Raw genomic sequence first — 24,502 nt, 5'->3', positions numbered from 1 at the left:
CCTTTACCAAATGCTATCCACTTTATGGTTGTTTTGCGCCATCACTATATACTTGTCCAATTGCTGGCTTACCCCCAACACTACGTCACTTGTTAGACCATGTTTTCCAGCCAATTCAATCATTTGCTGTCGTAGTTGTTCGATGCTTGTTTCCAGATCCAAGTGGTGGCGACTTACTTCTATTCCCGCGCCCCAGAACGTGCCCTTGCTTTTCGGGGATGTTCCTGGGTGCACAGAGACGTCCCTTTCTAATGAACTTGCGATACCTTTTATGTTAAGCACCTCCTATGATTTACAAAATATGACATTAATAACTATAAATCAATATGCAAGAATTCACCAACTAAGAAAAAATTGAATAGAAAAAAACATCCTATCGAAAGGATGTTTTTTCGTGTCTTATAAAAACTGTTTCTAAAAATCTGCACCATGCTGATAGTTAATTACGTGTTGGGCCTCAGACTTTTGTGGTTCGTAAACGATGCCACTGCTAAACCCAAACGTTAGAAGAAGGGCCAGGAATACATTTTTCATTCTTTTTCATCCTCTCTACTTATCATCTTTTTTAGTAATTGTTGATACAGCGTCCTACAACTCGTTTATAAATGTAGCTTCAGCCTTCTTCTCTCCAATTACAATGGCTTGATATTGGAGAATCTGTGATGGAGAAGCAAGATGTCGATATTTTTCAAACAACTGTACACATTGCAGAGCATCATAATGTCGATTCATCAAATTCGATAGTACGAAACAGTGCAGGGTTTCATTGAGTCCACTTTCAATGCGCCACTTTGTAAAATCATATATTGCTTTCTGATATCGATATTGGAGGTGCTGAACCATATTAACCAACAATGTTCGTTCATGGAATCTACCAATATCTTCAGAGAGGCGTAATAAAACCTCATCGACACAAAAATGATATTTATTAGCAGCTTCCATAATTGTAACGAGGCCCGGAAGTATTTCATCAGGCTGCTCCGCCAGATAGTCGGTGTATTCCTTAATGATATCTTCATTTCCCATTAATACTTCCAGTGTGTAAAAATTCGCTTTCGCAAAGACAGCAAACCGCTCAACGATTCGTAACCCTTCATCGTCCAGAAGTTCAAACCAATATAAATCGGCGTATGCTTGTACATATTCTTTCGAGTGTGAATAAGCGCCTTGCATCTGTAAGACTAATCCTTTATATAAATAACCCATTCCATAGTAGTAGACGAGTGGGCGTTCTGTTTTTATCAACTCTGCCGCTCGATTTTTTCTGCGTTTTTGCAGCTTATCTTGATAAATAATTTTGGAAAGCTCTCGTAGCTCATCTGCGTAAGTTTCTGCTTCACTCCATTTTTGCAAAGTGAAACAAACCTTCGCCAAATTTAATAAGGCGTCTAATTGATCCGTTTCGGGTAATCGCTTTCGATATAATGAAAAGCGAATAACAGCCTTCTCATTTTCATCGGCATTTGTCCCGAGAATTGCCTGAAATAATCGGTAGTGACTCATCACAAACTGGGTTGAGTAGCTATCTTTCTCGTTCTCAATTACGTACTCATAGAATGGCACCGCCTTTCCCAGTTTTCCCTCCTCATATAATTGCTCTGCCACAGTAAAAAGGATGGAAATATTTTTGGGATTCTCCAACAATTGGGAGGCAACAGCTTCAATGCAATCCTTTCGCCTATTCTCAGCGCTTCGAATCAAATAAGGTATCAATCGGGGGCGCGAAATTTTCCCTTCATATAAACATTCATCGGGATATAGTTCATACATCCAGCCTGGCTCGTAGCCAAACACCGAAGCGAGCGCATCTAATTGACCTATTGTGATAGCCCGAGGTGGATTCCCATTTAGAATCTCGCTCAATGTCCCCGGATTAATACCAGTTAAATCCCCTAGTTTGCTTAATGTATAACCGCGCGCTCGCCGATGTTGTTCGATTTCTGACCGCAGCGACTGGTGCAATGTCCCTAGCAGTCCCCCCATATTGGATCACCCTTTTAGTTTTACTTTATTTTACAATCAAATGGTTTTTTTTGGAAGATGTATTAGACATTTCTTTATCGTTTTACTAGTTTTTGTAAGGAGATGTTCACATGCAAGTAACCATAACAGAGCTTGTTATGGTTACACTAAGCTTTCGCTATTCCTTTTTCCCAATCAACATTTCCACTTCCTCGATTTCCTTCGGGATCTGTGACGAGAGTATCTCGCAGCCCTCTGCTGTTACCAACACATTATCTTCAATCCGAATCCCAATGGCTTCTTCCTCTATGTACAGACCTGGTTCAATCGTGATCACCATACCAGGCTGCAAGCCAACATTGTAATCTGAGAAATCGTGCGTATCCAGTCCAAGGTGATGTGACACGGAATGATAGTAGTATTTGGAGAGCTCACTGCTGTCTTGGATGAGACCGAGACGTAGCAGACCATCTGTCAGGACCTGTTTCGTAACATCATTGAGTTCTGAAAGTGTGACACCAGGCTTCACTGCTTCGATGGTCTTGATTTCTGCTTCGAGCACGAGTTGATAGATCGCTTTCTGTCGTTCAGTAAAGCGACCATTTACGGGAAACGTTCGCGAAATATCAGCCGCATAGTAATTCGATGCTGCACCGAGGTCGAGGAGGACCAAGTCACCATCTACCGCACGCTGATTATTCGCTTCATAGTGCAAGATAGTAGCATTGACGCCACTAGCAATAATGGGTAAATAAGGAAGCTCGCGAACACCGTGCGACTTCAACGTGAAATCATAGTGCGCCTCTAGTTCATATTCCATGATTCCAGGACGTGCATACGACCACATGCGCCGGATTGCTTCATCCGTGATCGTAATCGCACGTCTGATCTCTTCGATTTCGGCCGAACTCTTCAACATACGCAGTTCTTTCAGCCATGGGCCCGCATCGTGAATTTGAAGGGTCCGGTATTTCTTCTGCGCGTCTTCGGCAAAATTGTCTGCAGGGGTCAGCTCGTCGCTCCACTGATAGCGATACAAGTCAAGATAGAGTGAGGACTTGCCTTCGCAGCGCCTCACAAAGACTCCAAATGACTCCAGCCACTCATCGAGATAGTCGAAGTGTTCAATACCAGATTGCTCCTTCGCCTCTTGATCGGATAAGACCGCCCCTGTCCATTTCGCTTCCAGCTCATTTGGGCGCTGAAGAAATAGCGTTTCGTTTACGATGCCAGCGCGTTTTGTGATCATGAGAATGAGGTTGCTGCGCGAAATGCCCGTTAGATAATAGAAGTTGCGGTTTGGTGAAAACAGATATTTATCGTCATTGCTGCGTGTCTTGACAACCCCTGAAAAGAGGACAAGTGCGCTGTGGTCAGGCATTTTTTCCGCGAGTTTTTGACGGCGCTTGATGAATTCTATTGAATGTATGGTGTTTGTCATATGTTTGATACCCCTTCGTTCGTGAGTTTCTTCACGGATTGATATCGATTGTGAAAAGCGTTCTTGATCGCTTCAAGTTCAGTATAGTCTGATAATTTTCTGCCGATTTCAGTTTGAAAGTATCCTCCTTTCTTCTTTATTTTAGGATACTTTCATCAATTGGGAAACGAGTTTCAACAAAGAGCAGTTGCTTTATGCAAACTGCTCCTTGTCACCGTAGATTACGAAGGTTGCCGGGTTTCATCGGGCCAGTCCCTCCACCACTCTCGATAAGAATGTTCTATGAAATGTAATTTCATAGAACATTCTTTTATTTTTCTTTATTATTTATGGAAATGCAAGAATGTCGGCCCAAATCTTAATTGTCGTGGCTAGGATCAACAAGGCTAGAATGGTTTGGAGAATCCGGGTGTCCAAACGTTTGCTGACCTTTGTACCGAGCGGCGCTGCCAAGATGCTGGCGAATACCATGATCACGGATGGCCAAAACAATATATCCCCTGCCATCCATTTTCCTATGGTCGATCCAATGGAAGAAAGGAAGGTGATGGCAAGAGAGGAAGCAATCGCAACTCTTATCGGTATCCTAAGGATGATCAACATGATGGGAACCAAAATAAAAGCGCCAGCTGCCCCTACAATTCCAGAGGCACCACCGACAATCAAAGCGGATAATACAGCTGTTGGCTTATGAAAGATCATCTCGGTCGTCTGTTCACGTTCGTCCATTCGCTTTTTTGGCAGGAACATCAAGATTACAGCAATGGTGGCCAGAATGGCGTAGACGATATTGACGGCATCTGCTGAAAGATATTTTCCTCCATATCCTCCAAGCAAGCTCCCTACAATAATGGCACTTCCCATGTACACAACGAGCTGGTAATGGATAAGCTGATCTTTGCGTAGAGTCCAAACAGCAGCCAGGGTGGCAAAAAATACTTGGACGGCACTTATTCCGGATACTTGGTGAGCTGTGTAAGCAACGAATCCAAGGGCGGGCGGAATGTACAGAAGCATCGGATACTTGATGATGGAGCCCCCGATCCCGACGAGACCAGAGATAAATGATCCCGCGAAACCGATAACAAACAGTGTGATTACGAGGTCGATAGTCATAGGCTCACCCTTGCAACTCCTCGCTTCGTTTTATCCTAGTTCTACGACTGCCAAGCCGTCTCGTTGCCATTTCAATATTCCGCCGCTCAAATTCATCACTTCTTTGAATCCGTTTGCTTTCAGAATGCTGGCGCCAATAGCGGATCGGGCACCGGAACGGCACTGTACAAGAAGTGGCTTCTCGCGAGGAATCTCAACCAGCCGCACGGCGAGTGTACCGAGCATGATGTGCTGTGCATCCGGAATGTGTCCTTCCTTCCACTCAGCCAAATTACGAACATCTACTACGTGAACCTCTCCTTTTTCCACGCGATCTGCAATCTCCAGCGGTGTTACCTCCTCGATTGTCTCGAGCGAAGACGCTTCCCTTTCTATTAACTTGCCGCAGTCGATATATCCTGTGACATGATCAATCCCTACGGAATGCAGGGCTTGCAAAATCTCGTCCAGCTCATCTGGGTTGGCCAGAATGTGAACCGGGCGATTGTAATCGACAATCCAGCCCGCCCAGTTGGCAAATGACTTGTTAAAAGGAATGTGAAGAGTTCCCGCCAGATGCCCCTTCGCAAATTTCTGAAAAGGACGCGTATCGATCAGCTGTCCGTTTTCCACCGATTCCTTGACCGCTTCAAGCGAGTTGAACTCTTGAACAACGGGGAGTTCCTTGAGCAAAGCAGGGCCTTCCTTATTCACGCGCTTCATCACTGCAAAATACGTTGGCGGCTCTGGTTGTCCATCAAGGAGTGCCTGAACGAATTCCTCTTCACTAGAGTGTGACATCGCCCAGTTAAAGAGTTTTTCGTAGCCGACGGTAGAAGACGGCACGGCCCCCAGTGCTTTCCCGCAAGCACTTCCTGCGCCATGAGCTGGCCATACCTGCATATAATCCGGCAGTTGCTTGAATTTTTGGAGGGACTGGAACATGTCTCGTGCACCTGACTCGGACGTACCCTTCATTCCCGCCGCTTTTTCGAGCAAATCCGGTCTGCCGATATCGCCGACAAAGACGAAATCTCCCGTGAAGATCCCGATGGGGCGATCTGCATTCCCTCCATGGTCAGTCAAAAGGAAGGAGATGCTCTCAGGCGTATGGCCAGGCGTATGCATAACTTCAAATAGCAAGTTTCCGATAAAAAAACGATCTCCATCGTGGACAAGCTGATGGTCCAAACCCTCCAAGTATTGATATTTCCAGTCTTCATCGCCCTCATTGGATAAAAACAGCTTCGCTTGGTGAACTGCCCCCAATTCCCTTGCACCAGATACAAAATCAGCGTGAATGTGGGTTTCCGTGGCGGCTACAATGGTAACTCCCTCTGCTTTGGCGACTTGAAAATAAGGAGCCAGATTACGGGCAGGATCGATCACAATCGCCTCCCCGGTTTTTTGGCAGCCAACCAGATAGGATGCATGGGCCAATTTCTCATCAAAAAAGTAACGCAATAACATGGTTCATTCCTCCCTTTACAACATCTCTTATTCGTTTAATTTTTCCGCGAGAACTTCGAGAAGCGCCACGGAAACAGATTCGCTTTTACGCTCGGCTCGCACTTTTGCTTTTTGGAAGACAGCCACGCCATACTCTACTTGCGTGGACACATTTACATCAATCCTTTAAGCATGCCATTCCAATAAAGGATGGGAAGCAGTTCTCTTTTCATCAGGTACATACTGAATCTCTCTTTGGATTGGTCAAAAGGAAAGGTTTCACACGGTGTCAGGTTGTAATCAAATTCGGCTAGCACGAGTTTGTTGTACCCCGTTACGAGTGGGCAGGATGTATAACCGTCATACTTGGCAGCCAATGGAGTCCCATTGATCAGCGCGAGCAGGTTTTTCTCGACGACTGGTGCCTGTTTGCGAATCGCAGCTCCGGTTTTGGACGTGGGAAGATTCGTGCAATCGCCAATACCGAAAATAGTGGGAAACCTTTTGTGCACAAGTGTAAATGGATCGACATCCACCCAACCCCCTGTGTCTGCCAATGCGCTGTTTGCAATGAAATCGGGCGCTTTCATGGGAGGGGTCACATGAAGCATGTCATACTTCCATACTTCCTGCTCTTTGGTTTCCAGATTCTCGAATACAGCTTCTTTCGTATCCGCCCGCACTTCCAATAGGTTGTGCTTGTATCTCGTTTCGATGTTCTTTCGACGAATGACGTTGTTGAGGGTATTAGCATACGTTGGAACGTCAAAAATACTTCCCTTTGCCGATGCAAAAATGATCTGTGACTGATTGCGAACTTGTAGCTTGCGAAAGTAGTCATCGGCCAAATACATGATTTTCTGAGGGGCCCCGCCACACTTTACGGGTGAATTCGGGTGGGTAAAAATGGCAGTACCGCCTTTAAAACTCCGGATGGCTTCCCATGTACTTTCAACCGTTTGGTATGCGTAGTTGCTGCAAACACCGTTTTTCCCAACGGCATCCTTCAAGCCCTTTACCCCTTCCCAATCTAGTTGCAGACCGGCAGCAACAACGAGGTAGTCATAGGAAAAGACGGCCCCCTGTTTCGTATGAAGCGTATGTTGTTCTGGTTGAAACATGGTGACCGCATCGCAAATCCAGTCGACGCCTGCGGGAATCAGTGCAGAGAGATCACGCTCGGATTTCTCCTTTTTTGCAGCACCACCTCCGACTAATGTCCACAAAGGCTGATAATAATGCTTGGATGCGGGATCGATGATGGCGACTTGTCCTCTGAGCCTTTTGGAAGCCCGGACGAGACGGGCAGCAACAGAGATACCGGCTGAGCCTGCTCCCACGATGACAACCGTATAGTGTACTTGTTTTGCCATAGTTCCTCCTTCGACGACGATATGGTTTCCAAGTGTACGATGATGGTTCTTAAGGTGTAGTCTCTCTATTCAGTTTATTCGCCTGTCCTTTTTTCCATATAGGGGAAGTCCCCTACTTTTTGATCTATGCAAATTAAAACGCCAAATCGAGATATCTATTTTTTATGGCGTATTGGATCAATTGATGCTTAGAATCCAGTCCTAGTTTCTGCATGATATTCGTTTTGTGGTTCTCCACAGTTTTGACACTGATCAACAGCTTATCTGCTATTTCCTTATTGGTATAGCCAAGCACAATGAGTCTGACTAGCTCCTTTTCACGTAGCGTTAAAACAGAAGGTATCGTTTTGGCATCCGATTTCAGCCATAGATTAATGATCTCTTGCGATACAGAAGTCTTGTAAAAGCGCTTGCCTCTGTAAACCTCCACAATGGCTTGATACAGCAGCTCTCCATGGCTGTTTTTTAAAATGTATCCATGGGCTCCGACGGTGATGGCTTTCTGGACAAAAATCTCCTCGTCATGCATGGTCAAGATGACGATTTTCGCGAAAGAATTCGACTTGCGAATCTCATTGCTCGCGGTAAACCCATCCAGCCCATTCGGCAATGACAAATCCATGAGCACTACATCGGGTTTTAGCTCATTGGCTTTCAGGATGGCATCATTGCCTGTGTGACTCTCTCCGACAATTTTAATTTGAGAGTAACTTTCGAGAAGCACACGCAATCCCTTCCGAATCATCGTGTGATCATCAACCAAAAGCACCCGTATCACTCTACTCCCCCTCCCTGTCCTACTACCGTTACCTTGATCGAAGTACCTTCGTGAAGCACGGATTGAATCTGAAGAGTCCCCTCCATTTGATCCACTCGTTCTTCCATATGTTTGAGGCCCAGACCAACTTGAACCTGATCGCGCACAAATCCAATTCCATTGTCCTGAATCAGCAAAGTCAGTAGGTCGTCCTCCTTGTACAAGATCACCTCAATGAGTGTCGCCTTCGCGTACTTCAGTGCATTATGTAAGCTTTCCTGGATGACACGGTACAGATTGATTTCCAAGTTTGGCTGAAAATGATCACTGACATTACTGTAGGAAAAGGTAATGGAAACATCCTGATGTGCTTTGTTCAAGCTGGAAACCAGATGCCGTACCGTAGGAATCAGACCCAGTTGATCGAGACTATGCGGACGCAGCTGTAGAGAATACAGCTTGACGTCTTGTATCGCTTTTTCCAGCTCATTTACGATCTCTTGCATGAAGTCCCGGAATTGTCCTTTCTCGTTGAGGCGCGCTTGAATCGCTTGAATGCCTACCGAAACGGAATACAAGGATTGTCCTACGCCGTCGTGCAGCTCACGGGCCAGGCGCTTATGTTCATTTTCTTGAGCTTCTAGCGTTTTTTGCAGCACCTGCTTGGAGATTCTGACCTCCTCTTCTTTTTTCTTGACCGTCATATCTTTTAAAACTAATAGGACATCCTGCATGTTTTGTTCACCATTTTCATAGATGACAGCCGTGCTCATCTCCATGTCTACGTACCGTCCTTCATAGGTAGGCATCGCAGAAAGAAAATAGGGAACCTCCCGTTTGGCGAGCAAATAACATCGTTCTTCTCCCGGTTCCAACTCTCTGTTTTGGCAGTAGGAGCAGAACGGGACCTTTTCTCCTCGTTTCCAACCGGTCATTTTCTCTGCGGATGGGTTCATTACCATGATTTTTCGTTCCTGATCCATGAGAATAATCCCGTCCTGCAAGTGGTCGAAGATTTGTTTCAGATACCCGTTATCCATCGCCTTTCCTTCATCGCCAGAGCGTTCAAAACAAGTCGGACTTTGATCCATTATTGGTCCTCCATACTGAAAGATATTGGGATCATTTCCCCTATGACCCAATCGTAAAAGACAGGGAGCACCTTTCAAATAGGTACCTTCCCCTATCTTTTGTGACGCTAAATGATGGTCAAATAGATACTGTGCTGTTCTTTGCATCTGCGTATGAAAAAGCCGAGTAAACGCTAGGTATCATCTCCTAACATGTACTCGGCTTGCCACCTGAATATTTTCCTCCGTGCCCAAAGACGATCTACGGATAACCGTTTTCTTGCTTCCACGATTGAGCTTCAGCAATGAACATCATCGGTTTTATTGTAATCCAACAGAAGCTTTGCTTCGTTCATAGGCAAAAATGATCATCGTCACACCTAAGATTGCACAAATCATATACATAAAGGAATAAGAGAAATGATCAGCAACTGGCCCCATGATGACTCCTCCCAGAGAAACACCCAAATCGGCCATAGCTATGAATAACCCGATTAACACATTGCGATCCGTCTTTGGTAGAACAAATGTCAAATACGTCGTTAACGTTGGATAAAGAAGGGCTTGAGCAATTCCCATTAATATGGCCCCTACGTAGAGAAAGGCTGCTCCACCCACGCTAGAAAAGCTTACACTTAACGCCGCTACCGCAAGAATGAGCATAATTCCCATCATAAACGAGGAACGCCACTTGCCGTCTGATGGAATTTTTTTTCTCAACACAAACCGTGATAATACGACGGTACCCGCTTGAAGCATCAGGAAAATTCCCGCATTCCCGTAGTTGATTTGTACAGCGTACAGCGGTATAAAGGTTGTCACAGCTCCAAATATAATGGATGCCACCAGCATCAGGACGCTGCATTTACATAAATACGGGTTTTTGACCAATTGGCTCACGGAACCAAGCATGGTTGCTCCCTGTTCAGTCTGACCCGGAGCAGGCTCAGCTACTTTTTTGTCGATGCTGGCGCTATAACCCACTACTCCTGTAAGGATCGCAATGGTGACCATGGCAACTGTAAAATATGAGCTATCCCCCGCTTGCCAGATGCCTAAAGCGAGTAGAGGGCCAATAATACCAGGCAAATAAGCACATAAGGAATACAGAGAGATCCCTTGTGAACGATCCTTGTCCGGCAACGCATCAATAATCCCTAGCTGTAAGGCCATGGAGAAAAAAGCGGTACACATCCCTTGCAGAATTCGGGCAACAATAAACCCCTCTAATTCAGTAAACGTATATAAAATGAGAGCCGCTCCATTGAAAATAAGAATCGTGCGGAGCACTTTGATTGGTCCATGTTTTTGGATGATATGGCCTGCCCACGGCCGAAAAAACATGGTTGTAAACAGATACGCTCCCATAACGACTCCAATTGTTGTATTGGTCGCACCCAACTCTGCACCCTTTAACGGAATAATGACATTCAGAATAGAGTTCGCACTAAAATACAAAAGAGTCAATATGTATAATCGTAAAAATGGCCAAGACAGAGCCCCTCTCATAGCTCTTGCTCCTCCCTCTGATCCTCTGCTCACTCTCATTGCCAATTCCTTTAAGCAATAGTCATTTGCAGCAGTTTCTTCGTATAGGCGGATTGAACATCTTTTAATTCTTCAACCCTCACAATCTCTTCGATCTCACCATTTCGTATGATCATGACTCTGTCGCAAATATAGGCGGCAGCCTGTATATCATGAGTGATGAAGATATAGCCAATCTTGTAACGTTTTCTCAAGTCTTTTAGTAAATCAAGCACTTGCATTTGCACAGACCCATCCAATGAACTGATTGCTTCATCGAATAGAATGCATCTCGGTTCCGTTGAAATGGCTCTCGCTATGCATACCCTCTGAGCCTCCCCCCCTGATAGCTCATGAGGATATTTCTTTCGATAGGAAGGATCCAACCCTACTTGACTTAATAAATGATCAATCTCGCTTCGAACATCTTTTCGTCCCCTTCTTTTCATTTGCAAAGGCTCCCGAATGGCATCCTCAATCGTATATAATGGATTGATCGAAGAAGTGTAATCTTGAAATACAGCGCTGATATTCCCTGTTCTTACTTTTCGATCCTCTACTTTTTTGCCCTCAAACAAGATGGTACCTCGATCAGGCTTTTCTATCCCCAGGAGCAATCTTCCTAATGTCGATTTACCACTTCCGCTTTCTCCGATGATGCCGAGACACTCCCCAGACTTGCATTCGAAGCTAATGTTACTCAACACTTGCTCTCTTTCCCTTGAGAACAATCCGCCTTTTCTGTATGATTTCTCTACACACTCAACGCTCAGCAATACTAACTCCTCCCATGACCCTCTTAAAATGTTGATTCATCGCCAGCTTCGTGGAGAGCAAGTAGCGGGTATAGGTATGCTGCGGTTCAGAGAAGATGGCTTGGGTCATCCCGTTTTCAACAATTTCTCCTTCTTTCATGACGAGAACCTCATCTGCCATTAATTTGACAATCCCTAAATCGTGAGAGATGAAGATCATCGAGCAGCCCATTCGATCGCGCAATTGCAGGAACTGTTCAACCACTTCGAACTGCGAGATTGTATCGAGTGCTGTCGTGGGTTCATCCGCAATCAGAATGTCAGGCTCCAATACGATAGCCAGCGCAATCATGACCCGCTGCAGCGTTCCACCCGACAACTGGTGGGGATACTTATTCATTACCTCTATCGGGTCTTTCAGCATGACGCTTTCCATGGCATTTTTCATTTTGGTTGTGATTTCGTCACGGCTCCATCCAAAATGCTCCACTAGCGTTTCCTTTAAATGAACGCCCACCACGCAAGAGGGATCAAAGGCACGCATGCCATTCTGTAAAATCATACAAAGCTGCTTTCCCCTCTTTTTCCTCATCTCCTGTTCTGAGAGCTCCATGAGGTTTTCTCCTCGTAATAGAATGTCTCCCGATTGGCGAAGCCCGGCCTTATTCAATCGCATGATAGCCTTGCACGTAACCGACTTCCCGCTTCCGCTTTCTCCAACAATGGCCAGACAGCTTCCCTGCTTCACATGAAAGGAACTGTTTGGAACGATCACTTGATCATTGCGGCTGTCCCAGATTTTCAGGTTATTTACCTCCAAAATGTTCATCTCCCGGTTGCCACCCCTTTTCCTTCGAGCTTCACGGCAGAGGCTCTTATTAACCCTTGCTGGTTATAGGTAGAAGTCATCAATTTGGGATCTAAAGCAACTTGAAGCGTATCAGACAAATAGTTAATGGCCGATACGACGATCACGATGGTCAAACCGGGTGCTAGCATGAATTCCGGGCGGGAAAACATGACGTCTCTCGCTTCATTCAACATCATGCCCCACTCTGCTTCCGGTGCTTGAATGCCTAAACCGAGGAAAGAGAATCCCGATATTTGCAAAATCATCGAACCGAAGGAGCTGCTTGAAATGACAGCAATGTCGGGCAATGCAACCGGAATCATGTGCCTGATCATGATTCCCATATTGCTTGCGCCGATTGCCTTTGAGAATTTTACATAGTCGGATTCCGCATATTGCATGACTGACGCTCTGATGATTCGAGCAAACCACGCCCATTTCATCAATACAAAGGCGATGATTACATTTTCAAAGCCTACTCCCAAAATGCCGATAATCGCCAGGGTCATGACATATCCCGGAAAAGAAAGGATTACATCGCAAACACGCATCAAGAAGGCATCTGTTTTTCCACGAAAGTAACCCGCAAGAACCCCTACAATTGACCCAATCAATACAGATAGGAGCAGCGCAGCGAAGACCCATAGCATGCTGGGACGAATCGCGTAAATGAGTCTGGATAAAACGCATCGCCCTAAGTGGTCGTTGCCCAAGAGATACTCCCATGATGCGGATGCAAATCGAAGCTCCATATGTACTTCTGCGGGATCATGCGGTGCAACGAAAGGTGCAAATATCCCAGCCATTGCTGTAAGCGAGATAATGGATAAGGATAGGACAGCAACCTTGTCTTTCCACACATTTTGTAATCGATTCATCTATAGACCATCCCTTATTTTGGGTTTCAATGCCGCATTGATGATGTCGGAAACGGTGTTGAACAGAATAAAAGCGACTGCCAACACAAGGACATAGGCTTGAATGATCGGAAAATCCCTGCTTAAAATGGATTTGACGCTTAGCGTACCGAGTCCCGGCCAAGCAAAGATGTTTTCCACGACGACTGTGCTTCCCAAAATGATGGGAATCGCCATGCAAAATACGGAAATGGCCACCTGCAATGAATTTCTGAGAATGTGCATCGCGATCTTTTTCTCCGATAAGCCGCATGCCCTTGCGTAGAGAACATAGTCTTCATTCATGTTGCTTAACATGGAACTTCTGATGATTCGAAAATAGATGCCGGCATAGCTGATTGTAATCACAACAACGGGCAATACATAGCTTTTGTACGATTCCATTCCGCTTGTCGGAAGCAAATCCAGCTTGACGGAAAAATACCAGATCAGCAGAGCGGCGAGCCAATAGGACGGCATCGATGTCAGGAAAAATGAAACGCCTCTGACTGATTTGTCCACCCATTTGCCTGCGTTCAATGCGCATGCCACTCCCAAAACGATGGACAGCGAAACGATGGCAAAGGCCGAAACCAACGTCAGCTTTAATGTGTGGAAAAAGGCTGGTCCTAGCATAGACCACACGGGTTTTCCCGTTATGTATGAATCTCCAAAATCAAGCTGCAAGCATGAAGCAACCCAGTTTACGTACCGGGTCAAAAAGGGTTGGTCCATCCCAAGTTTCGCTCTGGTTTGCGCAAGTAACTCATCCGTTATTGTGGGGATGCCTTGCGAATGCAGGACCACTTCGGCAGGATCCATGGGAGATAGATGAATGAAAGAAAACGTTACAAACGATACGATCAGGACCAAAGGAATCGATAGCATGAACCTTTTGATGATATAGCTACCCATGGCATGCTCCTTTTTTCCGTATTTATTCAAAGTACATCCGCTCAAATGGAAGCTCGAATTGCGTTTGCTTAAACGAGATACCCTGCAGGTTTTTGGGAGCCAGGATCGTGACTCTTCCATTCGTAATCGGAATAAATACGGCTTCCTCATGGACCATGGTCAAAATATCGGTATATAACGATTTTCTATGTTCCTCATCAGTCGTCACCATGACTTCTTCTATTTTTTTATAGAGCTCATCAGCTTGCGCGATGCCTCTTGTCGAATGGTAATAGGAAGACTTGGAGGTAAAAGCAGCGATTGTGCTCTGCGGATCATACGCGAGTCCCCATGTTTGATTAAAAAGCAGGTCATAGTCACCTGTAGACCTTCTGTTCGCAATCGAAGATGACTCCTCGCCAATAATCTCCAGATGAACCCCAATCCTTTTTACCGTATTTTGAATCAATTCAGCCTGCGTTTTTTGCGTGGACGAATTTACATCATAATAGAGCTTCACTGTTAATGGCTTTCCGTTTTTCGTTCTGAATTCGCCCGCATTCCCGATAACCCAGCCTTCCTCCTCCAAAATCTTCTTCGCTTTTTCCAAATCGTACCCCCGCTTCTCTAATTTCACGTTGGCGTAATTCACATTCGAAGAGAAAAGGGTATACGCTGGTTGTTCCGTGCCTTCAAATATTTGTTTGCTGATGGTCTCTCTGTCAATCGCATGCCAAAACGCTACGCGTACAGCCTTTTCATATACAGGGCTCTCTGTTTTGCTGCTATTGGCGACAATTATGCCTGTGTTCATTGGTTGACTGCGAATGATTTGGTGTTCACCTGATTCAACAAATTGATTCATGGCTGCCACATCGAGACTATTAGCTCCTCGATCATCCGTAAATACAAAGTTGACTTCTCCCTTTTGCAGTGCCAAGAAAGTAGTTTCTCCTGCGGGAAGTACTTTGGCTGTGATTTTCTTCACTTTAGGTGGGCCACCCCAATAATTTTCATTCGTTTCAAATACGGCATACTGATCGACTTTATGCTCAGTGAGCTTATAGGGACCCGTTCCGTTATAACCACTAACACCATCTTTGGTTCCCCCGTTCACAAAATTTTTTGGCGAGATGAATACATAAGGTCTTGTCATCGACAATTCGACCAGAGTCGGGTAGTACGGTTCGGATAAGACCAGTTCAACCGTATACTCATCGAGTACATTGCAGGCCACGATCTTTGTTGATAGCTTGATCCAGGAATGCTTGCTTGCATTGCTTTGCACCGCTTCGATATTCTTTTTTACTGCTTCCGCATTAAACAGCTCTCCATCATGAAACGTCACGTTTTTTCTCAAATGAAACGTGTAGACTTTTCCATCTTCGGAAACTTCCCAAGATTCAGCCAACGAAGGTTTGATCCCATCTTCTGTATTTTCCACCAACGATTCGTACACCATCCCTTGAGCTGGCATGGAGCCGGAATAAAAATGTGGGTTCATATCGTTAATATCTTTCGAAGTGGCATACACGATCTCTTTCCCTTTATTGGTTGACTCCGTTTTTTCCATATCACCGTTACTGCAGCCAACCAGCAGAACGACGGAGACCATGAAAGTCCTTAATAAAGATCCCATTCTTCTTGTCATACCATTTCCTCCAGAAAATACGTGTTAGTATGGTTTCTTTGATCCGATACCCTTTTCGATCTCACTACATATCATTTTCAAATCTTCTGCAAAGCTTTGCACAACGAACGCATCCGATAACTGTTCACCCTTACGTGTTCGCGCAGCTTCCGAAATTTTACTCTCGTACGTTTCAATGAATGTATCAATTGTCGGGCAGCTGATATCTATGTATCTTGCAATGCCCTGAATCATTTTTATCCGATAGTAATCTTCCTTTGGCATGCGCGGGATATCCCAATACCCTTCTTTATTCATAAATATTTTCTGGATGGGGACAGCAGAAAAATCGAAGTATCTACCATCTGAATCTGGCTCCGAAAAAGGATCAATCAACAGTGAGGTATATCGAATGAACAATAAATACTCTTGATGAATCGTTTCATACTGAACGAAGTTTTCGATATCATCACGTGATAGACTTTCCAGCCTGACCGGATAGTTGTCATCTGTCATGAACTTTAGCAAATTGAGCCCTTTTATATTGAGCTTTTCCACCACTTTGGTAATCTCTTTCCATTGAGCCAGCATATCGCGTATGAGATATTGCGTGATGGGGCCCTCTGGAAACATTTTGTATACGTACTTTTTGATTGGTTCCTCTCCAAATATCACACGAAGGGAGAAAGCATTCATAAACAGTGGCGGATGCACGTATAGCGATATGTTTCGCGTTTCCGCTTCGATAGGAGAGTCCATGACTTCCAACTGAATACCTACTTGCTCAAATAACTCACAAAGTCTTTTTACATTCGGGGAGAAAGAGCGCGTCGAGCCGATGTAAAGCTTTTTCTTAACCCCTGTCGTAATCACTCGATTTGAAGGCTTATCATGGAACCAGCGTGTATCGCCAAGGTATGTAGAAAAACTGATAATCTCCGCATTCGAACCAATCCTGTTTAAATAATGGCGTAGTAAACTGTTGGAACCAAAGGTGGGAGAAACCAAAACCATGCACGTTATTCGTTGTAAAACCTGATCATTTATTTGTTGTAAAACCTCTGTATATGCATCTGTTGTGACAGATAATATGAAGGTATCCCATTCCCCTGTAACGCTCCCGTATCCATGGAATACATGATCGATTTGGCATTCGCCTTCCATCTTTTGATGCTTTTCATTTTGAATATCTGCGCGAATTTGCTGACTGCTTTGCTTAAGTGCAGTAAAGAATGATTTGGAACGAACAGACTCACGCCCAACGACCCCGACGCAACAATTCCAATGTTTTTTAAGCATGACAGCCATTTGAATGGAAGCAGGACCTGTTCCCAATAGCAAGATTCGTTTCATATCACCCATAGAAACCTCCTTTTAAGATCAGCATGCAGCCGATGCTTTTTTGTACAACGCGATATCAAATACATGCTCGGGACGCAAGATGGTTTCAATCAGCCTCCATTTCCGCTGATCTACCTCTCTCATCGGGTAGTTAAAAAGGGATTTCATTTGATTGCCGTATCGCATCGCCACGATCACTTGGTCATTTGTCAATGGATGTAATTGTTCCAGGAGATCATACTTATTTGCAACCGTTGAACTAAAGATGATATGGGTTGCATCCTTCGTCATATCAAGTCGTTCCACAAACTCTTTCTCCAAGCGGATAGACAATCCACTTCCCAGCCTTTCTACAACACTCCGCCCTAGTTCGATGGCCTCCTCATCAATGTCGATACCAACTACTTCTGCTCCAGTCCGCTTCGCAATCAATAATGGCGTCATGGGAAAGGAACCTGAGCCTACCATCAACACCTTTGAATCAACAGTAACTTGAAAACTCCCAAATTCTTTTTCAATACAAGATTCTATGTTTTGAAAGTAGTCGGTCTTATCGTCAATCCCTTTTAGCAGCTTCAGCGCACGATATTTCTCCATAATCGCAACGCAAATCGCCGACGATTTCCTTACATTCTCCACAAGCTGGTTCAATTGGTTTGCGATTGGCTGTTCTATCTGCTCCCAGGCTTCTTTGTTTCTTTCATCCGTTATGAAAGTAGAATACTCATCGATGATCGTCTCTAACTCCGAGCTGTAATGGATGGTACCGTCATATCGATCGGCTAAATGGGTGAACCTTTCTAGAAATGCAGTCAACTGTTGATGCAACTGTTCTGGTCTATTCATTCTGTTCTCCCCTTGCTATCTTGAATCTCGATGAATGCTTTGCCTTGTGCCACGATTCCGACTGCACCCTCTATTTTGAGACTTGTTACTTCTTCTTTTTGCCAAGAGGCCGTTACATGAATCGTGCCTCCCGGTTGCCTGATGTGAGCAGCAATATCGCCTTGCTTTTTCCAAGCCAGATAGGCCCCAAGTGAAGCAGTACCTGACCCACAGCCGTTTTCCCAGATCATGCTATCTAATGACGGAACAAAGATAAGTGGAGCCAATTCATTCGAAGCTGGCTGATACAATAGCACCCCGATTAAACTCAACCCTACTGTTACACCAAGCAGCTTGGCTAAAGATTCCGCACGTTTTCTTACCGCCTCACTGAACTGGTCTACTTCAATCACGATGTGAAAGAAATCTTGATACCTCACAATCACCATGTTTATTTCGTCGCCATCATAGTTGATTGACTGCTGCTCGATCTTTTTGGGAAGAGGCATCGAAACTTGACAGTAATATTCGTCTTTAATTCTTTTCACTTGACAAACAACGAAATGATCTGTGCCGGAAGCTTCCAAAACAATTTCGGTCAAATCATGATGCTGTAGACCATTTTCATGTGCGATAAGCAACGCTAATGCCATGCATGCGTTGCCGCAAAACTCACCCCCAGCCATTTGTAGATGTGCTGCTGCTCCATGATTATTCGGTTTTTCAATAAAACCCACTTGTTCAGCATGGACACTAGCGTAGGACATCATTTTTGAGGCGATGTGCGTATACTCTTCAGCTGGATGATCGTTTTTCACAAGAATGGTCATATTTTGTGTGGGATTAAACTTTATAAAATCGATTTCCCGTTTCATCTCAACCTACCCTCTTATTTTTGATAAAAAGCTAATGACCTTAGATTAATCGTAATCATTACGATTTAATGTTTAAAAAAATAAACCGTAATGATTACGATTATTATCGAGTAAATCATAACCACAATTTGGGTGTCTGTCAACGGTAGACTTGTCGTTCTTTATTCCTTTTCTCGAACTCGATCACCCTTCCAGGGATGCGCTCTAGTATTTTCTAGTAGGATTTTTACATTTATACAAGAAGAATACCTTGACTTAACAAAGTGGAACAGGTAATCTTTACCCGCACCACAAACGGATTTTATCGTACAGAAAGGTTGTATTGACTTCATGGCGTTATCTCAAACTACTACCAAGAAACAGGTCAACAAGGAAAAGTCTTCTATCTCATTGCTCTCTCTTACCGTCGGTTCTTTTGCCATTGGGATGACGGAATTTGTCATTATGGGGCTTTTGCCGAATGTTGCAGAGGATTTGAATGTCAGTATTTCATCTGCGGGACAACTCATTACCATGTATGCTCTGGGGGTAGCCGTCGGCGCACCGATCCTGACAGTCCTCACCCATCGGATTCCCCAAAAGAAGCTACTCTGTCTCCTTATGATTCTATTTATTCTCGGGAACGGAATCTCTGTGTTTGCTCCCAACTACGAAATACTGATGGGAGCACGCCTGATCACCGCTTTGACGCACGGGACGTTCTTTGGGGTTGGGGCTGTTGTAGCCTCCAGTCTTGTAAGTCCTGACAAACGTGCCGCAGCGGTTTCCATTATGATGGCAGGTCTGACGATTGCTAATATTATTGGTGTGCCTCTGGGGACTTTCATTGGTCAACACATGGGATGGCGGGCCTCATTTGGCTCTATTGCGATCATGGGAATGATAGCACTGATCGGAATACTCATTTTCGTCCCAAACATCCGGCAAGAAAATACGGGGAGTATCACTGGGCAAATTACTGCCCTACTCAAGCCGAAGCTTCTTCTATACCTCTTGATCGGAGCGCTAGGCAATGCAGGTTTATTCACCGTATTTACGTATATAACGCCACTGCTGACGCAAATTACCGGTTTTGCTGAGTATCATGTAACGTGGATTCTTGTCCTCTTCGGCTGTGGTGTGACCATCGGCAATATCGTGGGCGGAAAGCTTGCGGATTGGAAGCTGATGCCCTCCATTCTCGGACTTTACTTAACAATATGCATCATTCTGACGCTGTTTACGTTTACCCTGTATAGTCCCATAGCTGCCATATTGACCATCTTTCTTTGGGGAGCTGCTTCTTTCGCTGTATTTCCAGGGCTGCAAGTACGGGTGATGAATCTCGCTCAGAATGCACCAGCACTTGCTTCTACCTCCAGTCATTCTGCCGGAAATCTAGGAAATGCTACTGGCGCTTTCATTGGTGGATGGGTGATTACACATCTTGATATAACCTCCCTCCCATGGGTCGGTGCGATGCTCGTAGGAATGGGTCTGATTTTGGGAATCGCATCCTATCTGGCTGAACGCAAGCCGCAACAAAGTTGAAAAGGGTACTCAGTATGAGCACCCTTTTTTCTTTTACCCTGTTTTTGCTGTTCCGTACGGTTTTGCCAAAATTCGTTCCCACATCGGAATAAACTGCTTGATCAGCGGTCCAATGGCAAGGGCCGTCACAAATGTCCCCACCGAAACAGGCCCGCCAAGTGACAAGCCCAACACCATGACCGTGCACTCTATACCGATCCTGACTTTACCGATGCCCCATCCCATTCGTTCATGTAATGCTAACATAAAACTGTCACGTGGACCTGCTCCCAATCGTGGTGATATATACATCCCTGTTCCGATCGTATAGATAAGCAGACCGACAACGAACAAAATAGCTCGTTCTACAACCGTCTCTCCTGTAGGAATCCAGTTCAGCCACATAAAAATGTCAATAAACAGCCCAAAGAAAAACATGTTTAAAAACATACCCACGTTAGGCCGGATCTTGCCAATGATGTAGGAAGCGAGAATGATCATGGCTCCCACGATCTGCGACCATATGCCGATGGTCAGTCCAAATGTCTTCTGTAATCCAATATGCAGTGTATCCCATGGCGCAACACCTAAATGAGCCTCAATCATCATGCCTATGCCTAACGCCATGACCGCCAGTCCGATCATAAACACACTGTATCGAACTGCAAGCGGATGAAGCAGAAACTTCCTCCACATGAATTTCTCCCCCTTTAATTATTCTGACTTTTCCAACGCGCGTAGGTGGAGATTTGGTGAATGCTACCTTATCAAAAACGATTTGCGAATTCATAAGGATCACCTTCCTATTTCGAAATGGGAAACATGATTTCCACGATGGTACCCTGGTTGATCTCACTTGAGATGGTGATGGTTCCTTGATGATCTTTCATTATTTTATTGCTGACAAGTAAACCTAAGCCTGTTCCTTTCTCTTTCGTGGTATAAAACGGTTCACCGAGCCTGGGCAGCAGTTCTTGGGAAATGCCACATCCATTGTCGGTAAAACGTATCAGCACTTGGTTATTAGGTAGACATGTGGTTTCTATGCTGATTATGCCATTCGTCGTGATAGCATCGAGGGAATTCTTCAATATATTGATAAAGACTTGTTTTACTTGATTTTCTTCTCCATTAATCGCTATCGGAGAATGACTGAATATTGTGTTGATTGTAGTGTTGTTTAGACTTGCTTCTGATTCAAGAAACTTTACCACGCTTTCAATGAGCGGGTGTAAAAGAATCCGCTTCACATTCAGCGTTTGCGGTTTGGCCAATACAAGTAGCTCACTCACGATAAAGTTGATTCGATCTAACTCGGACAACATAATGTCTGTATAAGTAGCGCCCCCCGATAGTGTTGGCCGCAAATATTGGATAAAGCCTTTCAATGCCGTAAGCGGATTTCTTATTTCGTGCGCGATACTTGCAGCCAATTCACCGATGACGGACAACTTCTCTGTTCTGCGGAGAAGTTCTTCATTTTGTTTCCTCTCCGTTATGTCACGTGTAATGTTGATGAAGTATTGATTTCCGCCATCCGAGCTAAAAAACGGCATCCCTCTTGATTCGAGGTAGATCCATTTCTCGTTTTCCAGTTTGTATCGATACTCACATGTAACCGGGATATCGAACTGAATCATCGTGGAAAATCGCTCACAGACGAGTGCTGCATCTTCTGGATGTATGTTCTCAAAAATAATATGGCTCGTACCTAATTTCTTCACATGGGAAGGTGAACTATATGATACGTGACCGTACTTATCCATCACGGAAATGAAGTCCGCCGTGTGTTCGGCAATGAAGCGATATTGTTCCTCGCTCTTGCGCAAGGCTTCTTCGGAGTGTTTCCGCTCGGTGATATTGCGTGAAACGAATAGAAAGCTATCAATCTCTTTGTTCTCAGACATAATCGGAACACAACGTGACTCCCAATACACCCACGATCCATTTTTATGACGTAATCGAATCTCCATTTGAACATTTTGGGGATGCATAGAGATTAAGGAACGCAGATCTTTCACGGTTTTTACATCATCAGGGTGAATGAGATCAAAACTATTCGTTTGAAGAAATTCATCCTGAGTGTATCCCAAGTGGTGTTCGATAGAAGGAGATACAAAAAGATTATTCATGTGTACATCATGTTGGCAAATAACATCACTCGTATTTTCTACAAGGATGCGGTACTTTGCCTCGCTTTTCACAAGTGCTTCTTCCGCCATTTTGCGGTCCGTTATATCTCTGGCGATGACTGAAGTGCCTACAATCGTACCTTCTGTATCTCTTATAGGGGAAGCTGTTAGACCAACTTGAACGATCTCGCCATCTTTTCGTTGACGCACGGTCTCATAGCCCGTTATATTTTTTCCTGCAAATTTAATCTCGTGGAAAATGTCCTTTGTCTCGTTAATGAGATCTTCAGGTACAAGACAGTACGGGTCATTCAGGAGATCTTGATATGTCCAACCATAGATTTTTTCAAAAGCACTATTCAAAAAAAGTATATTACCCTGCATGTCCCTAATTGAAATCGCGTCCGTAGTCGTTTCAACAAGTGACTGAAGCAGCTCTTTCATGTTGAACTGTTCTTGTCTAAGGTTGATTCGCTGAGCTTCTTTATCCATAGGTTTATACCTTCCTTAAACGAAGATTGTGAATAATGTTAATATTCTATGCCCGTTGAAAATATCCTTGAGAAAATATCTATCCCACTAAAAAAATCCCGCCCCTTAAAAAGGAGCGGGATATTCTGGCACCATTTCTTATTGAGGGTTTTGCTCAGAAGCCATGGCACTGGCTTTTGTCTCATGAACAGTGCCAAAGGGATGTTGCGGTGGCGCATAGATGGAATATACCTTAAGCGGCGTATTGCCTGTATTGATGACATTGTGCCATGTGCCCGCGGGAACCATGATGGCATCGTTATCATTGACTCTTCGTTCAAAATCTAAATGATCTTGGCGATCGCCCATCCGAACCAGTCCTTGACCTTCTTCCACTCGGATGAATTGATCTGTATTCGGATGGTTTTCTAAACCAATGTCGTCTCCAACATTTATGCTCATTAGCGTCACCTGCAAGTGCTTCCCTGTCCATAATGCCGTACGAAATGTGTTGTTTTGCTTTGTGGCTTGCTCAATATTCACGACAAAAGGCTTTGGTCCATAATCTCTCAATTCGATGGTATTCTGATAACGATCCCAGTATCGATTCCCATTTGCATGGCCCCAGTTGTAATAATGAGGGCTCCACCCATAGTGAAAATGGCTGTTATTCCAGCCGGCAAGCACGGGATAATACCCTTGATGGTAATGGTAATAGTTGTTGTACATCTCAATCTCCTCTCCAGTGTAAAGGATTTACCCTTTAGCCTATGTAGCTACCTGATGACAGGTAACTATGCCGAAGAGCAACTTCAGATGGTACTACACAACCATCACATTCTTCCTTGCCTTTATTGTCGTTATGCTTGGTGGCCGGTCATCCTTTCACGGGTATCAATTTCCACGCCGGATAATCGTTTGCTAAAGGTCGCTCGCCAATTTGAGGACAGTTCTTCTACCTCCAACAGATTCTTCATGCCATCGATATTGTCTTTTTCTTGATGCATGATTCGGTTTGCATACGATACAGTTATTGCCTTTGGATGGCGCGAGAGCCTTGTCAACACATCTGAATGCGATACCAGCCCTTCTTTCAACACGCGAAAATAGAAGCCGGTATAGCCTGTCTCCTGTACCTTAAGCAGCATTTCAGGTACACCGTATCGTACAGACAATTTGTAACAGGGCTGTCTCGGTTGACTCACCTGTACGACCGCTTCCCCTAGCTGAAAGGTATCACCGATACAAACATCCGTTTCTACTAATCCTCGGATCGTCAAATTTTCTCCGAAGGCACCGATTGGAAGCTCCGTCTGTAATTCAGCCTCCCAAAATGGGTAGTGCTCATAGGGATAGACGCATACAGCCTTTTCTTTCCCTCCATGGTGGACAAGATCTGCTTGCCCATCTCCCTCCAAGTTCAAAAAGGATAAATATAGAGCCTTTGTGGTCGGGGTTTTGTAAATACCGGTAGAAACCTCTTTGTTTTGATACGGTACCTGTTTGGGTTTCCCTACATTTATCGAAAGGATTTCGATATTCACAAGCGATCACCTCATACTTTCATGAAAATGTATATTGTGCAGTACATTCATATAAATTCATAATGGTTTATTCTATAATGATAGGAAAATCCTATTATTAGATCAT

At 44.5% G+C, this 24,502-nt stretch carries 23 protein-coding genes and 1 riboswitch; of the genes, 1 reads left to right on the top strand and 22 read right to left on the bottom strand.

Translation table 11 applies throughout. The annotated features are described in order from the left end of the window. Window positions 1–3: 3 nt before the first annotated feature. From FO446_RS14610 to FO446_RS14530, 18 genes are all read right to left on the bottom strand, one after another. Entirely contained in the window at window positions 4–234 is a 231-nt protein-coding gene (locus FO446_RS14610; protein ID WP_173609204.1) for an aspartyl-phosphate phosphatase Spo0E family protein, read from the bottom strand. Window positions 235–588: 354 nt separating this feature from the next. After that, a complete protein-coding gene (locus FO446_RS14605) occupies window positions 589–1,983 on the bottom strand; it encodes a helix-turn-helix domain-containing protein (RefSeq protein WP_237900988.1) in 1,395 nt (464 codons plus the stop codon). A 157-nt stretch (window positions 1,984–2,140) separates the two neighbouring features. Next, window positions 2,141–3,403 (bottom strand): aminopeptidase P N-terminal domain-containing protein, encoded by a 1,263-nt coding sequence (locus FO446_RS14600; protein ID WP_232772869.1) that lies wholly within the window; start codon window positions 3,401–3,403, stop codon window positions 2,141–2,143. 149 nt (window positions 3,404–3,552) lie between these two features. Further along, window positions 3,553–3,679, bottom strand: a riboswitch (SAM riboswitch). A gap of 51 nt (window positions 3,680–3,730) precedes the next feature. Continuing rightward, a complete protein-coding gene (locus FO446_RS14595; protein ID WP_237900986.1) occupies window positions 3,731–4,519 on the bottom strand; it encodes a sulfite exporter TauE/SafE family protein in 789 nt (262 codons plus the stop codon). A gap of 30 nt (window positions 4,520–4,549) precedes the next feature. Then, window positions 4,550–5,968: an MBL fold metallo-hydrolase gene (locus FO446_RS14590; protein WP_237900984.1), complete on the bottom strand. Its 1,419-nt coding sequence runs from the start codon at window positions 5,966–5,968 to the stop codon at window positions 4,550–4,552. Between the two features lie 27 nt (window positions 5,969–5,995). Continuing rightward, entirely contained in the window at window positions 5,996–6,118 is a 123-nt protein-coding gene (locus tag FO446_RS28935) for a hypothetical protein (RefSeq protein WP_255675804.1), read from the bottom strand. 2 nt (window positions 6,119–6,120) lie between these two features. Further along, window positions 6,121–7,320, bottom strand: coding sequence for an FAD/NAD(P)-binding oxidoreductase (locus FO446_RS14585; protein ID WP_221866946.1), 1,200 nt, complete (start codon window positions 7,318–7,320; stop codon window positions 6,121–6,123). Between the two features lie 133 nt (window positions 7,321–7,453). Beyond that, a complete protein-coding gene (locus tag FO446_RS14580; protein ID WP_173609210.1) occupies window positions 7,454–8,098 on the bottom strand; it encodes a response regulator in 645 nt (214 codons plus the stop codon). After that, on the bottom strand, window positions 8,095–9,168 hold the full coding sequence (locus FO446_RS14575; protein WP_237900981.1) for a PAS domain-containing sensor histidine kinase: 1,074 nt from the start codon (window positions 9,166–9,168) through the stop codon (window positions 8,095–8,097). The genes FO446_RS14580 and FO446_RS14575 overlap by 4 nt, the downstream gene beginning before the upstream one ends. A 300-nt stretch (window positions 9,169–9,468) precedes the next feature. Then, complete coding sequence (cntE, locus tag FO446_RS14570) at window positions 9,469–10,656, bottom strand: staphylopine family metallophore export MFS transporter CntE (RefSeq protein ID WP_221866949.1); 1,188 nt, start codon at window positions 10,654–10,656, stop codon at window positions 9,469–9,471. Window positions 10,657–10,706: 50 nt separating this feature from the next. Continuing rightward, window positions 10,707–11,450: an ABC transporter ATP-binding protein gene (locus FO446_RS14565; RefSeq protein ID WP_173609213.1), complete on the bottom strand. Its 744-nt coding sequence runs from the start codon at window positions 11,448–11,450 to the stop codon at window positions 10,707–10,709. Continuing rightward, a complete protein-coding gene (gene cntD, locus FO446_RS14560) occupies window positions 11,437–12,258 on the bottom strand; it encodes a staphylopine uptake ABC transporter ATP-binding protein CntD (protein ID WP_173609214.1) in 822 nt (273 codons plus the stop codon). The genes FO446_RS14565 and cntD overlap by 14 nt, the downstream gene beginning before the upstream one ends. Further along, the gene (gene cntC, locus FO446_RS14555) at window positions 12,255–13,157 is read right to left on the bottom strand and encodes a staphylopine uptake ABC transporter permease subunit CntC (RefSeq protein WP_173609215.1); all 903 of its coding nucleotides are present in this window, start codon (window positions 13,155–13,157) and stop codon (window positions 12,255–12,257) included. Before cntC ends, cntD begins: the two co-directional genes overlap by 4 nt. Continuing rightward, on the bottom strand, window positions 13,158–14,090 hold the full coding sequence (gene opp1B, locus FO446_RS14550) for a nickel/cobalt ABC transporter permease (RefSeq protein ID WP_173609216.1): 933 nt from the start codon (window positions 14,088–14,090) through the stop codon (window positions 13,158–13,160). A 22-nt stretch (window positions 14,091–14,112) separates the two neighbouring features. Then, window positions 14,113–15,720 (bottom strand): staphylopine-dependent metal ABC transporter substrate-binding lipoprotein, encoded by a 1,608-nt coding sequence (cntA, locus tag FO446_RS14545; RefSeq protein ID WP_173609217.1) that lies wholly within the window; start codon window positions 15,718–15,720, stop codon window positions 14,113–14,115. 24 nt (window positions 15,721–15,744) lie between these two features. After that, window positions 15,745–17,061: an opine metallophore biosynthesis dehydrogenase gene (locus FO446_RS14540; RefSeq protein ID WP_237900980.1), complete on the bottom strand. Its 1,317-nt coding sequence runs from the start codon at window positions 17,059–17,061 to the stop codon at window positions 15,745–15,747. Window positions 17,062–17,079: 18 nt separating this feature from the next. Beyond that, entirely contained in the window at window positions 17,080–17,886 is an 807-nt protein-coding gene (locus tag FO446_RS14535; protein WP_237900978.1) for a methyltransferase domain-containing protein, read from the bottom strand. Further along, a complete protein-coding gene (locus tag FO446_RS14530) occupies window positions 17,883–18,740 on the bottom strand; it encodes a histidine racemase CntK family protein (RefSeq protein ID WP_237900976.1) in 858 nt (285 codons plus the stop codon). The genes FO446_RS14535 and FO446_RS14530 overlap by 4 nt, the downstream gene beginning before the upstream one ends. A 330-nt stretch (window positions 18,741–19,070) precedes the next feature. On the opposite strand from FO446_RS14530, the gene FO446_RS14525 reads away from it, so the two are divergent. Beyond that, complete coding sequence (locus tag FO446_RS14525) at window positions 19,071–20,270, top strand: MFS transporter (RefSeq protein WP_173609221.1); 1,200 nt, start codon at window positions 19,071–19,073, stop codon at window positions 20,268–20,270. Between the two features lie 33 nt (window positions 20,271–20,303). Here the strand turns inward: FO446_RS14525 and FO446_RS14520 are convergent, their stop codons facing one another. From FO446_RS14520 to FO446_RS14505, 4 genes are all read right to left on the bottom strand, one after another. Next, the gene (locus FO446_RS14520) at window positions 20,304–20,945 is read right to left on the bottom strand and encodes a YczE/YyaS/YitT family protein (protein WP_237900974.1); all 642 of its coding nucleotides are present in this window, start codon (window positions 20,943–20,945) and stop codon (window positions 20,304–20,306) included. 107 nt (window positions 20,946–21,052) lie between these two features. Next, window positions 21,053–22,873, bottom strand: coding sequence for a PAS domain S-box protein (locus tag FO446_RS14515; RefSeq protein ID WP_237900972.1), 1,821 nt, complete (start codon window positions 22,871–22,873; stop codon window positions 21,053–21,055). Window positions 22,874–23,011: 138 nt separating this feature from the next. Beyond that, a complete protein-coding gene (locus tag FO446_RS14510; RefSeq protein WP_221866962.1) occupies window positions 23,012–23,581 on the bottom strand; it encodes a cupin domain-containing protein in 570 nt (189 codons plus the stop codon). A 131-nt stretch (window positions 23,582–23,712) separates the two neighbouring features. After that, a complete protein-coding gene (locus FO446_RS14505; protein ID WP_221866963.1) occupies window positions 23,713–24,396 on the bottom strand; it encodes an MOSC domain-containing protein in 684 nt (227 codons plus the stop codon). Between the last annotated feature and the right edge of the window lie 106 nt (window positions 24,397–24,502).

This window comes from Brevibacillus brevis (assembly GCF_022026395.1).
Classification (GTDB): domain Bacteria; phylum Bacillota; class Bacilli; order Brevibacillales; family Brevibacillaceae; genus Brevibacillus.
Note: the sequence above shows the minus strand (reverse complement) of the source record. Positions and strands in the feature narration are given on the sequence as shown.